A 14,768-nucleotide genomic window follows, 5' to 3' on the forward strand; every position below is an offset into this window, starting at 1 on the left:
CGAGTTTACAGGAACAGCTCGAGGCGATGCTCGCCAACCGCCAGCGGCACCCGCACCGGGCTTTCGCCGCAGACCAGTGAAAGGCCATCCAGAAGCGCACGCTGGATGCCGCGGCAGTGCGTCCCGGCCGAGGCCACGACGATGCTGTAATGGCAACTATCCACCGTCACGCTGGCGTCGAACCCCGGCCAGTCCAGCGGAATACACGGATCGATGAGCAGACTTGCACCCTCGCGCCGGAGCCCCAGAATCCCTTCCACCCCCGCACGGTACATCCAGCCAGCGGAGCCGGTGTACCAGCTCCAGCCACCACGCCCGACATGGGGTTCAACGGAATAGACATCGGCCGCGACGACATAGGGTTCGATCCTGTAACACTCCACCTCTGTTGCGGTACGTGCATGGTTGATCGGGTTGAGCAGGGAGAACAGCCCGGCCGCCTTGTCGCCCTCACCGAGACGGGCAAACGCCAGGATGCTCCACATCGCCGCATGACTGTATTGCCCGCCGTTCTCGCGCAGGCCCGGCGGATATCCCTTGATGTAGCCAGGATCGCGCGGCGATTGATCGAAGGGTGGAGTGAACAGCAAGGCCAACCCATCATCCTGACGGATCAACCAGCGCTCCAGCGAGGCCATGGCAGTGGCTGCGCGCTCGGGATTCGCGCCGCCACAGAGCACCGCCCAGGACTGGGCGATGGAATCGATCCGGCATTCGTCGCTGGCCGCCGAGCCGAGCCAGGTGCCGTCGTCGAAAGTCGCTCGGCGATACCACTGGCCATCCCAGCCATGCTCCTCCAAGGCCAGCTGCAGCGCCGCCGAATGTTTCCGCCAGCGCACGCACCGCACCTCATCACGCCCCTCGGCCAGAGCACCGAAGCGCTCCAGGGTATGCAACAGCAACCAGCCGAGCCACACACTTTGGCCCTGCCCGCCGACGCCCACACGGTTCATTCCGTCGTTCCAGTCTCCGCTCCCCATCAGTGGCAGGCCGTGGGCGCCGGTCATCTCCAGGCACTGGTCCAGGCCCCGAGCGCAGTGCTCGAACAGTGAAGCGCTCTCCTCCGCAAGCATCGGCTGGAAAAACGTATCGCTCTCGCCAGGATGCAGCTGTGGCCCTTCGAGGAAAGGCAGCATTTCGTCGAGCACCGCAAGGTCCGCGGATGACTCGATATAGCTGGCACAGGCATAGGCCAACCAGACCCGGTCATCGGAGATTCGCGTGCGCACTCCCTGCCCCGTCTGTTCCAGCCACCAGTGCTGCACATCGCCCTCGACGAACTGGCGCCCGGCGGCCCGCAGCAGGTGATGGCGGGTCAGCTCTGGGCAGGCGAAAGACAGCGCCAGACCATCCTGCAACTGGTCACGGAAACCATAAGCACCGCTGGCCTGGTAGAACGCCGAACGGGAATGGATGCGGCACGCCAGCGTCTGGTAGAGCAACCAGCCGTTGAGCATCAGGTCCATGGCGCGATCAGGCGTGCGCACCTGGACTGCGCCCAGCCGCTGCTGCCAGTACCGCGTCACATCGGCCAATACCGCATCGAGATCGATGCTGCGATATCGCTCCACGAGACCACGAACCTCTTCGTCCGATCCGGCTTGCCCCAGCAACGCCAGCACTTCCACGGACTCGCCGACACCCAGCTCGACGATGCATTGCAGGGCAGCGCAAGGATCGAAGCCAGCGCCGGTGGCGCCCGACAACGCCGCGGCGCCGAGCAGAGCCCGAGGAGCCGACAGGCTACCGGCAGGGCCGATGAATTCGCCGCGATCGGCGGTCCAGCTGCTCTGCCGCCCGCCCAGGTCGGCGAAAGCCAGCCGCTCAGAATAAGCGATGCTCCACGGGTTACGTGCCAGTAGCGCGCCGCTGTCGACATCCACCCCAGTCAGGATGAAAGGGGCGCAGGCTCCGCGCGCGGTACCCAGTACCCATTCCACGTAAGCCGTCACCGATAGCCGGCGCGGCCGGCCGGAGGCATTGCGCAGTGTGAGCCGCGATATCTTCAGCGGGTCATCCAGCGGCACGTACTGCAGCAGCTGCGCCTCGATACCGTGGGCTGTGTGGCTGAACCGACTGTAGCCGAAACCATGGGCGGCGCGGTACAAGCCTGCGTCGCGGATCGGCCGGGCGGTAACGCCCCACAATGCCATGCTGTCTTCGTCGCGCAGGTAGAAAGCCTCACCTGCAGGATCGATGACCGGGTCGTTGGACCAGGGGCTGAGCTGATTGTCCCGGCTGTTGCCTGCCCAGGTGTAGCCGCTGCCTTCCGCCGAGACCTGGAAGCCGAACGCTGGATTGGCGATCACATTGATCCACGGCGCCGGGGTCGTGTGGCCATTGTTCAGAACGATGTGGTACTCGCGCCCGCCCAGCGCAAAGCCGCCCAGCCCGTTGAAAAATTCCAGCAGCTCATCACTGCTCGTTACCTCGGTCGCGGGCAGCAGCGGCAAGGCCGCCGGTGCATGCCGGGCGGCAGACGGCTGCGGCTTGGCCGGCGGCAGACGCCCCAGGTGGGCAGCGATGGGGCCGCGGCGCGCCAGCAGGTTGACCCGCGCCACGGCGTTCAGCAGTTCCCGCGCCTCCACGGTCATCAGGTCGGCGCGCAAGGTGTACACGGCGCCGCGCGAGGCCTGGCCCTCGCTGCGTTGACGCGAGGGGCTGCTGCGTACGGCGGTTTCGATGGCGGTCTGCAGATCCTGGACATAGGACGAGGCTCGTTCGTTGACGATCACCAGGTCAACGTCCAGGCCCTTCATCCGCCAGTACTCGCGGGCGCGCAGGAGCTGCCGCAGCAGCGACAAATCGTCGATTTCGTCGATGCGCAACAGGACGATCGGCAAATCTCCGGAAATCGCCAGCGGCCAGAGCCCGGACTGGCGCCCTGCGCCGCGCCGGAGGGCTTCCTGCGGTGCCCTCCAGCGATAATCCGCATAGAGAATCGGCGCCGCCAGGCGCTGGAAATCGGCGGCCTCCTCGGCATCGATGCCCAGGTCGCGCAATTCCACCTGGGCCTGGGTCCAGGCTAGGGTCTTGGCGCGTTCGAAAGCGTTGCGTTCATGGTGTTTGTCGATCAGGTCAAGCAAGGCTTCCCGGGTACTGGCTACCAGTGTCCAGAATGCCACCCGTGCAACCTTGCCGGGTGCCACCCGCAGGCGCAGGCGGAGGGAGAAAATCGGATCGAGCACGCTGCCCTGGGAGTTGCCCAGGGCACGGTGGCCCAGAACTGCCTGCGCCTCCCGCAGGGTTCGGCCACGGCCGAGGAAGCGGGCGCGGTCGGACTCATACTGCGTCTCGCCGATCACCTCGCCCTCGACCACTGCGAAATGGGCTGCCCAGATCGACGGATCGTCCGGCGAGCGCAGGCGTCGCGTGGCGACCAGGGCGCCGAACTCGGCAAGGTATTCTGTCTGTACGAACATCCGCGAGAACACCGGATGCGCGCCATCGGCTGCCGGCGTTGCCAGCACCACTTCGGCATAGGAAGTCAGTTCGATTTCGCGTGCACGGCGACCATGGTTGGTCAGCGACACCCGCCGCACCTCGCCATCGTCCTCTCCGGACACCAGTACTTCCAGGCTGGTCAGCAGCGCGGCGTCGCGCTGGATGAACTCGGCGTGGTCCTCGTCGAACAGTACCTCGCCATTCTCCAGCGGTTGTCCGCCAGGCTGCGCCGTGGCCGACCACAGTGCGCCGCTCTGCAGGTCGCGCAGGAAGATGAAACTGCCCCAGTCGTCGCAGGTGGCATCCTCGCGCCAGCGCGTCACTGCGATATCTCCCCAGCGGCTGTAGCCGCCACCGCTGGCAGTCAGCATCAATGCGTAGCGGCCGTTGGACAGCAGATGAGTGATCGGCGGCCCATCGAGCATTGCATCGACTCGGCGCAGCGTGGACGCATCGGCAATGGTGTCGCTGGGCGCTACCGTTACTTCCTCGGCGCGGGGATGCCCCAGCGCCACATCGCGCGGGACGCGCTCCTGCAATAGCAGTTCGCTGGCCTGGATCATCGGCTCGCGATGCAGGCGGCAGCGCATGCGCCCGTGCTGCAGGGTATTGGCGATGGCGACGATGCTCATGCCCTGGTGGTGGGCCATGAAACTGCAGACGATGGCGACGCTTTCCCCGTCCTGCAGGCGTGAGCGGGTGAAGTCCAGAGCCTCGTAGAAGCCATAGCGGCCGAGCGCACCGACGGCTGTCAAGTGATCGAAATTGCGCTGCGCCCCTTGCGCATCGACCATGGTCGCCAGCGCCGTGGCATAGGGCGCTATGACAACGTTCTCGGCCAACCCGCGTTTGAGACCAAGACCCGGCACGCCGAAGTTCGAATACTGGTAGGTGAATTCCAGATCGCGGGCGTTGTAGGCCGATTCGGAGATGCCCCAGGGGATGCCCAGCGCGGCGCCGTAGGCCTGCTGCCGCGCCACGACAAGGCGATTGGTCTGTTCCAGCAGGCTGCCGGCCGGCGCCCGCATGACCAGCGAGGGCATCAGGTACTCGAACATCGAGCCGGACCAGGAGATCAGCGCCGAGCCACCGGGCACCGGCGTGGCCGTGCGGCCCAGGCGGAACCAGTGGCGGGTCGGCAGGTCGCCCTTGGCGATGGCGAACAGGCTGGCCAGGCGCGCCTCGGAGGCCAGCAGGTCGTAGCAATTAGGGTCCAGGCGGTTGTCGTCCACGCAATAGCCGATGGACAGCAGCTTGCGCTCCTGGTTGAGCAGGAAACCGAAATCCATCTCCAGTGCCAGCCGGCGCGCCGTATCGGCCAGAGCCTGAAGGCGTCGGCCCAATGCCTTTTCATGGCCATGCCGTCGGTCTCGGCTGTGCTCGGCGAAGGCCCTGCGCAGTGCGTCGAACCAGAACGACAGGTCGCCGCCCTCCTCGCCAGCCGGCGCGAGGCCCGCGACGCCCCGCACGGCCTTTTCCGCGCGGTGCCCGAGAGCGGGCAGCAAGGCGTCGAGCGACTGTGGGCCGGTGAGGGCCCGGTGAATCTCCCGCACGTCGGCCTTCACCTGCAGCAACGCGACATCTTCAGCCAGCGGCAGCGCTGCAACGGCTTGCCGTGCCAGGTGCAGGGTGTCGAGCAGGCCCTGGCGGGCTTCCTCCACCAGCGGGCTTGCGCGCCACTCCTCGCACGCGTTGGCCAGCACGATCAGGTGCCCAGCCAGGTTGCCGCTGTCCACCGAGGACAGGTACCTCGGTTCCAGGGCCCGCAGGTCGCGGGTTCCGTACCAGTTGAAGAAATGGCCGTGGCTGCGCGGCAGCTTCTCCAGCACCGCCAGGGTGCCTTCCAGGCGCTCAAGCGTCTGCAGGCCGCCGGCCCAGCCGAAATCGCGAGCGGCCACCGCGGACAGCAGGTAGAGGCCGATATTGGTAGGCGAGGTGCGGTGAGCCAGCACAGGCCTGGGCTGCTCCTGGAAGTTGTCCGGCGGCAGCAGATTGTCCGCCGGCGTGACGAAGGTCTCGAAGAAGCGCCAGGTTCGCCGTGCGCACAGGCGCAGTGCGGTTGCGTCATCCTCCTCCAGGCCCGAACGACGCGACGGCTGCGTGGGCCTGCTGCTGTAGAACGCGAGCAGAGGCGCGCTCAACCAGAGCAGGGTCAATGGCAGGATCAGCAACCAGTTCGCCGGCTGCAATGCCAACCCGGTGATGCCGGCCGATGCGGCGAGGGCCGTCCCGCCGGCCATCTGCCGATAGCTGCCGAGCCAGCCAGGGCGCGGCTTGCGTGAGGACTGTGCGGCAGTGGTCCACTCCAGCAGGTTGCGCTGGCTGACGTACATCCGCCAAAGCGTGCGCAGGATGGCATCGACCATGCTCGAGGCATCGTTTGGCAGAAAGGCCAGCGACAGCAGGATCTGCAGCAACGCACGACGGAAGTCGGCGCCGAGCATGGCGAAGTGGCTGCGTAATCGAACACCGGAGCGCGCTGGCAGCAACGCGCAGTAGATCGGCAGTAACGGCGGGATCGCCTGGGTCAGAATGACCAACGTCGCGGCCAGCAGTGCCTGCGGCAATGGCAGCCACCAGCAGAGCAGCAGGCTGGCCAGGGCGAAGGGCACGACCAGCGACCGGCGCAGGTTGTCGAGCATCTTGCAGCGGCCGATCAACGGCATCGCCTGCGGCCCGCGCCAGTGGCCGAGCATCCACGGCAATAGCTGCCAGTCGCCGCGGGTCCAGCGGTGCATACGCCTGCTCGCCACATCAAAGCGCGACGGCGACTCTTCGACGACCTCGACATCCGACGCCAGCCCTGCGCGGGCGAAGATGCCTTCGAAGAGATCATGGCTGAGCAGTCGATTGTCCGCAACCCGGCCGGCCATCGCGCGCTCGAAGGCATCGACGTCATAAATCCCCTTGCCGGTGAAGGAGCCTTCACCGAACAGATCCTGATAAACGTCCGACACCGCCGCCGCGTAGGGGTCCATGCCTGCCGGGCCGGAAAAGACGCGCTGGTACAACGAGCCCTCCCCGCCCATCGGCAGCGATGGCGTCACCCGCGGCTGGAGTACCGCGTGGCCGTTGATCACTCGCTGCTGCAGGGCATCGAAGCGCGGCTGGTTCAGCGGGTGGCCCATCTTGCCGATAAGGCGCAGGGCCGCCTCGCGGGGCAGGCGAGTATCGGCGTCGAGGGTGATGACCAAGCGTACCTCGCTCGGCACTCGCGGCGGCTCTCCGGCAATCGCCACGAAGCTGGTATCGGTGGCGCCGCGCAACAGCCGGTTCAGTTCATGCAACTTTCCGCGCTTGCGCTCCCAGCCCATCCAACAGCCCTCGGCAGGGTTGAAGCAGCGCCTGCGAAACAGCACGAAGAAGCGCTGGCCGCCGGGCCCCTGGACGTAATGCCGATTCAGGCGGTCGATGGCCGCAGCCGCAACAGCGAGCAGCGGTGCATCACTGGGCAGGACCTCCTGTGGCGCGTCGACGCCATCGAGAATCAGCACGAAGGTCAGGTCACCGCCGATACCCGCGAGATGGTGGACCTCCAGCCGCTCGATCTGCTCCAGCAGATCGGCCTCAGTGGTCAGCAAGGTCGGCACCGCCACCACGGTGCGCAACGCCTGTGGCACGCCGGCCAGGAGTTCCAGCGCAGGCAGCGTTATCGCGCCAAAGCTCCAGGTCACCAAGCGGTTGATGAGTGCCGTGGCCACTTCGGTCACCGGAACGCAAAGGCAGGCCAGGAAGGCCAGCATCCAGCCCCAGGAGGGCGCAGGCTGATTCAGCAGATGGAATACGAATCCCAGCAGCACCAGGCTGAGCAGGCCGATGGTACCGATGTAGCCGCCCATGCCCAGGCGCACGCTGAAGCGATTCAGGCGCAGGTGCAGCGTCGGGCTGAAGCCGATGGCGCGCTCCAGCGTCGGGCGGCCTTCAGCAATCAGATGAAACCCGGGATCGGATTCACGGCGTGGGTCTTCGCCTTCCGGATGTTCGGCAACAGACAGACGGCAAGCCTCCAGGGCGTGATCGACCACCTGGAGCTCGTCCAGGCACGAGCCGCGCGCCAACTGTTCGATGGCGCTGCGATAGAGGTTACGAGTGGGGAAGTCCATGGCAGCGAAGTTGCTGCCGTCGCGCAGCCGCGCGTCGACCAGGCTGACACTCTCGAAAAGCTGTGCCCAGTCGATATCGGAGATCAGGCGCATGCTGGTAATCACATTGCGCACTGTGACATTGGAGGCGCCCAGGCGCTGCTGCGCATGCTGGACCGCCGCTTCGACGCTGACGCCCTGTGCGTGCAGGCGCTCTTCGAGCCAACCAAGTGTCGGTGTCGTGCGCGGGTCCTGGTCGCGCATGCGTTTGGCCAGTTGGGCTGAGAACACCTCGGAAAGCGGACCGGTCGAGCGCGCGGCGATATCCGCCTCCAGCGCCGAGCGAGCGTGCCCTGGCGAGAGCAGGCGCTCGGCCAGGGCATCGGCATCGGCACGGGCTATGCGGCCGGCGCTGATCTGCTCGGCCAGGCGCCGCAGGTTCTCGATCAGGACGATGCGCAGGGTGATCGCCACCGCCCACAGTTCGCCAATGGTCAGTGGCTGGACTCGCTGGTAGGCATGGATGAAGCGCTGCAGCAGTTCCACATCGAGGTGGCTGTCGGTGTGCGCCACGAAGGCCCAGGCCAGGCCGAAGACCCGCGGGTAGCCGGCGAACGGTCCATCGGCGAGCTTGGGCAACTGCCGGTAGTAGCTAGGCGGCAGGTCGTCGCGGACCTCACGGATCTGTTCTTCGACGATGTGGTAATTGTCCAGCAGCCACTCGGCAGCCGGTACCAAACCATTGCCCCTTTCCAACTCGACAGCGCTGGCTCGGTAGGCAGCCAGCAGGACAAGGGCGTTGTCATCCAGGCGCACATGCAACGGCAGTACACGCCTTGGCGTATCCGTCACTTGTTGTGCCAGGGCCAGGCTCTGCGCGTGCTGTTCGAGCCGTTCGATGCCGAAGAGTTCTTCGCGAACCGGTACCAGACTGTCCCAGGGAGGCTTCGATCGGCCGCGGCGCAAGGCCCGGAAATGGAGCGACATCATGGCAATGCTCCGGAAGTGCGTCGGAAACCTGGCAGGTCGACACGAGCGCCAGGGTGGCACGTACAGAGAAAGCCCCCTCTGTCGGTACCCGGAGGCTCCTGAAGTGGGGCATGCCTGAGTCCAACCTTCGCAGACCAGGACTACGACGTCGGTGCGGTTGCGCACTTAAGGGCCGCCTGAGGCTCGGCTCGGTGCCTGCCAGGCGCATTGATCATTCTTATCGCACTATTCCAATGAAAGGCAGGTCGTCTAATCAATGGCCTGTGTCATTGCCTCCCCCACAGGAAACGCTGGTTCCGTTCCATGCATCGAATGCACGTCCAGCCCCCGAGCGCCGATACGTCTCAGGGCAATTCCCTAGTCCGCTGAAGAGGTGATTGTCATGGAATCGAACGACATCAATGCACGGTTCTACGAGGACTTGCGCCATCTGATCGCGCAATCGGCGTTCACGCCGGACAGTCCGCAGGATGTGATCGCCCGCTACATCCTCGCCCATGGCTTTGCGGCGCTCTCCGAGACCCAGTTGCAGCAGTTCTGCACCGAGTTGCTACCCATGCTGGAGGAACTGGGAGTGGAGGCGCCGCATCAGATAGAGGCCACGTTGCCGAAGGAAACCGCGGCCACATCAGCCCGTGCGGAAGACCAGGCGCCGAGCTTGCCCGGGGATACTGGAGGCAAGCCATGATGGGCGCCCGCACACCAGCAGAGGATCACATAGCCGAGCGCTCCCTGTCCCACGGGAGCTTTCAAGCATTGGCAACCTGGACTGGAAGACAACGACATGGGCAGTATTTCACCGCACATCCTCCTGCTGGAGGACGAGCTGACCGTCCGCATTCTGATGACGCAGATCCTGGCCAATCTTCTCGACGCGCAGGTCACCGCCTTCTCCAGCGCCGAAGATGGAATCGAGCACCTGAAGCAGCCGGACACGCGGGTGGATCTGATCATCACCGACATTCAGATGGTCGGGCTGCTCGACGGCTACGACGTTGCCAGACTCTCTCTGCAGCACTGTCCCTCGACGCCCGTCGTGATCACCTCGGGACTCAATGGACCGGAGCGCAGAAAGCCGCTCGAGAACTCGACGTTCCTGGCCAAGCCATGGGACCTCGCAACGCTCGAGGGCACTCTTCGTGCGCTCCCGGAACGAAGGACGCCTGGTGGTGAGGAGGAGCCCTGATTGCAATCGACGGCTACTGACACTCGAAGTCCAGGCTCTCATCCTCGGTAACTCTGCGTGCCGGAACCTGTGCTTCCTCTGCAGGCGGGGTGAAGACGAGGGCCAGCTCTCCCTGCAACCATTGACTGAGCGTTCTCAGCGCTTGCGCGCCTTGCAGGCAATGCTGGCCGATGCCCACGAACGTAATCCCCTCCCTCTGCAGGAAGGACATGAGCTGAAGGCTGATGGAGCCCATGGCGGACCGAGAGAGTGCGCATGAGTAACCCGGAAGCCAGGTGTCGAGCATTTTCCCGGCAGCGATCAGTGACAATCTGTTCATCGGCTCTGGTGACCTCCATCGTAACCGGCAGCTGCACGATCAACGACGCGGCCTGCGCCGAACCACCGGCGTTTCTTTCACCCTGATCTGGCGATTGGCCTGCGGCACAGGGTGTGTCGTCATGGACAGCTGACGCCATGCCCTCCTGCAGAGAATCACCGCATGCCGCCATTGGCGCCGCAGACCCGCCGCCACACTGCGTTTTCTGTAGTCATCCATCGATGGCGCATCACTGGTCATGAACATCTCCGGCGCGGCCGGGCTTCGTGCCCTTCTCCGGTCGATAGGTCGGATTTCCAGCAGAATCGACCTCCAGCGATTGCTGGAGTACCGCTTCCGCTCTGGTCTTCGGATTGGAGTAGTTATCTGAGCCCGGCAAACGCGGCGCTTCGTTGCGTCTGCCTTGCGGATGAGTCTTCCCCTTGGGTTCAGCGGCCCCGCCATGGGGGCCTTGCTTGCCTGTCTGGTTCATGGTCGCCTCGCCGCGCTTCCCACTCCTGCACCTTGCAGAGTGTGGAGGGAGCGACAATGACAACCTTTCACCAGGTTGTCGGTGCGGTAGCCCACTTGCGCTGGTCACCCAATAACGGGCACCGGTACGTGCGTTAACAGACGGACCGACGCCTTGGCTTCGCGGATGCTGGAAACTGGTTCGAAAGGTCGCGCTGCAGGAGAGCAACCATGACCCACTACTGCCATCAGGTCTCAGGTGTGTTCACCCGACGATCACAGGCCGATTGCGCGAAACAGGACCTGTTGGGGTTAGGCATTCGTCTGGATCGAGTGCGCATATTCGACAACCAGGAACTGGTGCCCTCCGGGCGCCTGCGCGCGAAGCGGCGCCCCTTCAGGCAGGTCATCAAGGGCGTTGCCGTCGGGGCGCTGTTCGGCCTGCTGGTCAGTGCGCTGCTCGCAATCGCCATGACGAACGCCGGAGCAGGCCTCTTCGGCGGCTCGCCGCTGCTCGAATTGCTGGGCTGGGGTGCTGTCGTGGGAGGGCTGGCGGGCGCGGCAATCGGCGCTTCGGCGAACTTCAGCCAGGACGACCATCCCTTCGGGTACACCCTCCTGCCAGGAAATGTCGTTCTGCTTGCCGAGACCCACTCGGCGCGCGAAACCCTGCGCGCCTTCGAAGTCATCGAAAGAGCGCCCGGAGTCGGTGCGCACATGGACATCAGCCTGGTCTGAGTTGGCACATGACGACGCAGCGGCCGACTTCGGGCAGCCGACGGACAACAGCGTCAGGATGGCCCTCCGTGCGCCATCGCACGCTCGGCGGGAACTACTCCTCCGAGGGATCGCCCGGAGACTTGTGCGGAGCCTGTGATGGGTCTTCAGCCGGATCAACCGATGGCGGCAGCGTCGGCTGTTTCTTGTCGCGATCTCGAAATGAATATCGCTCGGCGGGAGAGCCATATTCACCGCCCGGCAGTGTGGGCCTGACACCCCCACCGGCTGGCGACGGGCTGTCAGGAACTGTTCCCGGTTGTTTTTTCATGGCGACCTCTGGTGAGCCGATCACTGCTGATCGCCAGGACGTACCGAAACGCCAGGCCAGCTCGGTGTTGACGGAATGCAACCATGGCAGGTCGCAACTCCTGGCGTCGGTACGCAAGCGCGCTTAGCCCCTCACAAATACCGGCAGTGCTCGCGGGCCCCTTCCCAGCGGATTGCTCCAGTGGTCTAGCGCACAGACAGACGAACGCCTCAGGCGCAATCTTCAAATGAGCGTTGCGCTTGAATGCAGGAGGACACCATGAACCCCATCACCCTCTTCATCGTCACGGTTCTGACGGCCATCGGTGCCGTCCTCATCTACCTTGGCCACTCGGTTGTGGGCATCGTTGTGCTGGTGTGCGCACTGGTCGTCTCGCTGTCCCTCAAGATGGCCAATACCTGGCAGAAATTCGTCGTGTTGCGCGCAGGTAACCTGCAAGGCGTGCGCGGGCCCGGACTGTTCATGATCATTCCGGTCCTGGACAGCGTCGTCGCTGTGATCGACGAGCGAATCCAGACCACGGCGTTCAATGCCGAGCAGGCACTGACTCGCGATACAGTGCCGGTGAACGTCGACGCCATCATCTTCTGGCACGTGCACGACGCCCGCAAAGCGGCACTGGCTATCACCGACTACCGGCAGGCCATCGACCGGGTAGCACAGACCTCTCTGCGGGAAATGATCGGTTCGTCGATGCTGGCCGCGCTGCTATCCGATCGAAGCAGCTCCGATCAGCAGTTGTGCCGCGAGATTGGTGAAAAGACCCAGAAATGGGGTGTCACCGTCGGCTCGGTGGAGATCCGCGACGTGGCCATCCCGGTGGCATTGCAGGACGCCATGTCACGCCAGGCGCAGGCTGAACGCGAGAAGCAGGCGCGAATCATCCTGGGCTCAGCAGAAGCGGAAATCGCCGGACGGTTTGTGGAAGCAGCCACGATCTATGCCGGTCAGCCTACGGCCCTGCAGTTGCGCGCAATGAACATCATCTACGAGACCACCAAGGAGCGCGGAACCACCATCCTCATTCCCAGCTCCATGGTCGACAGCATGAATCCGACTGTCGCCGTCGCAGCTGCGGTGGCCACCCAGGCCGGTACGATCCATGCCAGCGACGAACCTTCGCATGAGAGTCCGCGAGTCAATGTGCAGGCGAACATCGGCAGACCGTCAACAATGGGGCGCAGCCAGGATGAACGCAGCACAGCGGGCGTGCACGCCGAACGGGTTGATGCAGCCGTTCCTTAGACAGGATTTGTCCGCTTCCGGCCATAAGCGGACGCTCCAACCAATGTCAGAATCTGAGCTGATATCGCAAGTAGAGCGACAAAATGAAGTTCGTCTTCGCTCTGAGCACTAATAGCGACCGTGCTTTAGGCACGTCTAAATGGCCTTTGTGTAGGCTTGAGCGAACATTTCGACAGCCGCATCTAGCCGCTCTTTGCTAACTACCAGGGGGCTGCTGCAGTCTAGGCTGCCAACCGCCAGCAGAAGGAACTGTATAGCTGCTTGCTCGGGCTCTGGGCAGCGAGCCCAGCGGGACAGGGCCTTTGCCAGGTAGCGCTGATACGGCAGAAAGCGCTGCCGCCAGCGTTTATGTGCAATCCGGTTCGAACGCAACACCATTTGAGTAAGGGCGTGAGAGGCAGTGTGTTGGTTCTGTAGCAGCAGCTCATGTGCGGCTCTCTCCAGGCAGACGCGCAGTCCGCCTCGGGCCTGGATTGGCAGTCTCGGCTCTGGAAGTTGCTCCAGCCAATATTCGATCACTGCGCGGTAGAGCTGTGCCTTGTCGCTAAAATGGGCGTAGAGCGTTGCCTTGGTCACACCAGCCGAATCGGCTATGGCCTGCATGTTCGCATGGTCGAAGCCGAGCACCATGAACACCTCGCTCGCGGCCTGCAGCATGGCTTGTCGACGCTTGTCACGGCGCAAGTCCTTGGCGGTTGGCTGGTCCATATTCAGACCTTCCAGCGCCGGAACAACAGGCTGGCATTGACGCCGCCAAAGCCGAAGCCATTCGACAGGGCATAATGTAGGGGCATTTGCCGGGCAGTCAGAGCGACCAGATCGAGGCCTTCAGCGGTCTCATCGGGAGCGGTGAGGTTGAGCGTCGGCGGTACGACCTGATCACGCAGGGCCAGCACGGTGAAGATGGCCTCGACGCCACCGGCAGCGCCAAGCAGATGTCCCGTGCTGGATTTGGTCGAGGTGATCGCCACGCCCGATCCACTGCCGAACACCGCGCGGATGGCAGCCAACTCTCCACGGTCGCCCACTGGCGTTGAGGTGGCGTGGGCATTGATATGTTGCACTTCACTGGGGCCGATACCGGTCTGGCGTAACGCCTGTTGCATGGCGCGGCGGGCACCGTCGCCATCTTCAGGGCCGGCGGTAAGGTGATAGGCATCGGCACTGGTGCCGTAGCCGATCAGCTCGGCCAGCGGTTGTGCGCCTCTTGCCAGGGCATGTTCCAGCGACTCGATCACCAGTAGCCCTGCGCCTTCGGCCATGACGAAACCGTCGCGGTCGCGATCGAACGGGCGTGATGCTTCGTGAGGACGATCACTGTAGCCGCTGGACAGCGCCCGCGCCGCGGCGAAGCTGCCGAGCGTGACGCGATCGATGGCAGCTTCGGTACCGCCGCACAAGGCGATATCGGCCTCACCGCTACGAATCAGTCGGGCTGCGTCGCCGATGGCCTGCGCGCCGGCGGCGCAAGCGGTCACCGGTGCTCCGAGCGGCCCTTTGAAACCATGCCGGATGGAGACCTGGCCGGCCGCCATGTTGGCCAGGAACGATGGTGCGGTAAAAGGGGAAAGGCGCCGTGGGCCGCGTTGATCGGTGATCCGTACGGCCTCTGCAATGGCGCCGAAGCCGCCGACTCCTGACGCAATAATTGTCGCGGTGCGCTGGCGTTGCGCTTCGTTCGTCGGCCGCCAGCCGGCCTGTGTCAGGGCTTCCTCGGCAGCGACCAGGGCGAACTCGATGAAGCGATCCATCTTCTTGCGCTCCTTGGCGGGGATGTAGCGCTCGGGATCGAAACCGGCCTTTGGATCGTCGGCAATGCCGGGCACCTGCCCGCCAACCGCGCTGCCGGTGCCTTCGCTCAGCTCGACCGGTAACGTACGGATGCCCGAGTGGCCGGCCAGCAGGCGTGTCCATACCGTCTTGCTGCCACAGCCCAGAGGGCTGACGATGCCCAGGCCGGTAACGACGATGCGTGTGCTGTGTTCTCTGTGCATGGTGTGGTCT

Annotated in this window: 8 protein-coding genes; 4 read left to right on the forward strand and 4 right to left on the reverse strand. The window is 64.5% G+C overall.

What is annotated here, in order from left to right:
- Positions 1-5: 5 nt before the first annotated feature.
- Positions 6-8,516 carry a glucoamylase family protein gene (locus tag MJ122_RS21725; RefSeq protein ID WP_239746006.1) on the reverse strand — a complete coding sequence of 2,837 codons (8,511 nt, stop codon included), beginning with the start codon at positions 8,514-8,516 and terminating at the stop codon, positions 6-8.
- A gap of 382 nt (positions 8,517-8,898) precedes the next feature.
- Here MJ122_RS21725 and MJ122_RS21730 point away from each other — a divergent pair, with 382 nt between their 5' ends.
- Positions 8,899-9,204 (forward strand): hypothetical protein, encoded by a 306-nt coding sequence (locus MJ122_RS21730; protein ID WP_084358972.1) that lies wholly within the window; start codon positions 8,899-8,901, stop codon positions 9,202-9,204.
- Between the two features lie 96 nt (positions 9,205-9,300).
- Entirely contained in the window at positions 9,301-9,702 is a 402-nt protein-coding gene (locus MJ122_RS21735; protein ID WP_084358971.1) for a response regulator, read from the forward strand.
- Between the two features lie 548 nt (positions 9,703-10,250).
- On the opposite strand, the gene MJ122_RS21740 is transcribed toward MJ122_RS21735, so the two are convergent.
- Complete coding sequence (locus MJ122_RS21740; protein WP_143514267.1) at positions 10,251-10,493, reverse strand: hypothetical protein; 243 nt, start codon at positions 10,491-10,493, stop codon at positions 10,251-10,253.
- Positions 10,494-10,702: 209 nt separating this feature from the next.
- On the opposite strand from MJ122_RS21740, the gene MJ122_RS21745 reads away from it, so the two are divergent.
- Positions 10,703-11,209 (forward strand): hypothetical protein, encoded by a 507-nt coding sequence (locus tag MJ122_RS21745; protein ID WP_143514266.1) that lies wholly within the window; start codon positions 10,703-10,705, stop codon positions 11,207-11,209.
- Between the two features lie 568 nt (positions 11,210-11,777).
- A complete protein-coding gene (locus MJ122_RS21750; protein ID WP_239746007.1) occupies positions 11,778-12,764 on the forward strand; it encodes a slipin family protein in 987 nt (328 codons plus the stop codon).
- A gap of 135 nt (positions 12,765-12,899) precedes the next feature.
- On the opposite strand, the gene MJ122_RS21755 is transcribed toward MJ122_RS21750, so the two are convergent.
- Both MJ122_RS21755 and fabF read right to left on the reverse strand, forming a co-directional pair.
- Positions 12,900-13,472, reverse strand: a complete 573-nt coding sequence (locus MJ122_RS21755; protein WP_045217874.1) for a TetR/AcrR family transcriptional regulator — start codon at positions 13,470-13,472, stop codon at positions 12,900-12,902.
- Between the two features lie 2 nt (positions 13,473-13,474).
- Complete coding sequence (gene fabF / locus MJ122_RS21760; RefSeq protein ID WP_045217873.1) at positions 13,475-14,758, reverse strand: beta-ketoacyl-ACP synthase II; 1,284 nt, start codon at positions 14,756-14,758, stop codon at positions 13,475-13,477.
- Positions 14,759-14,768 lie beyond the last annotated feature (10 nt).

Source organism: Pseudomonas sp. DP-17 (assembly GCF_022380625.1).
GTDB classification, from domain to species: Bacteria; Pseudomonadota; Gammaproteobacteria; order Pseudomonadales; family Pseudomonadaceae; genus Pseudomonas; species Pseudomonas nitroreducens_A.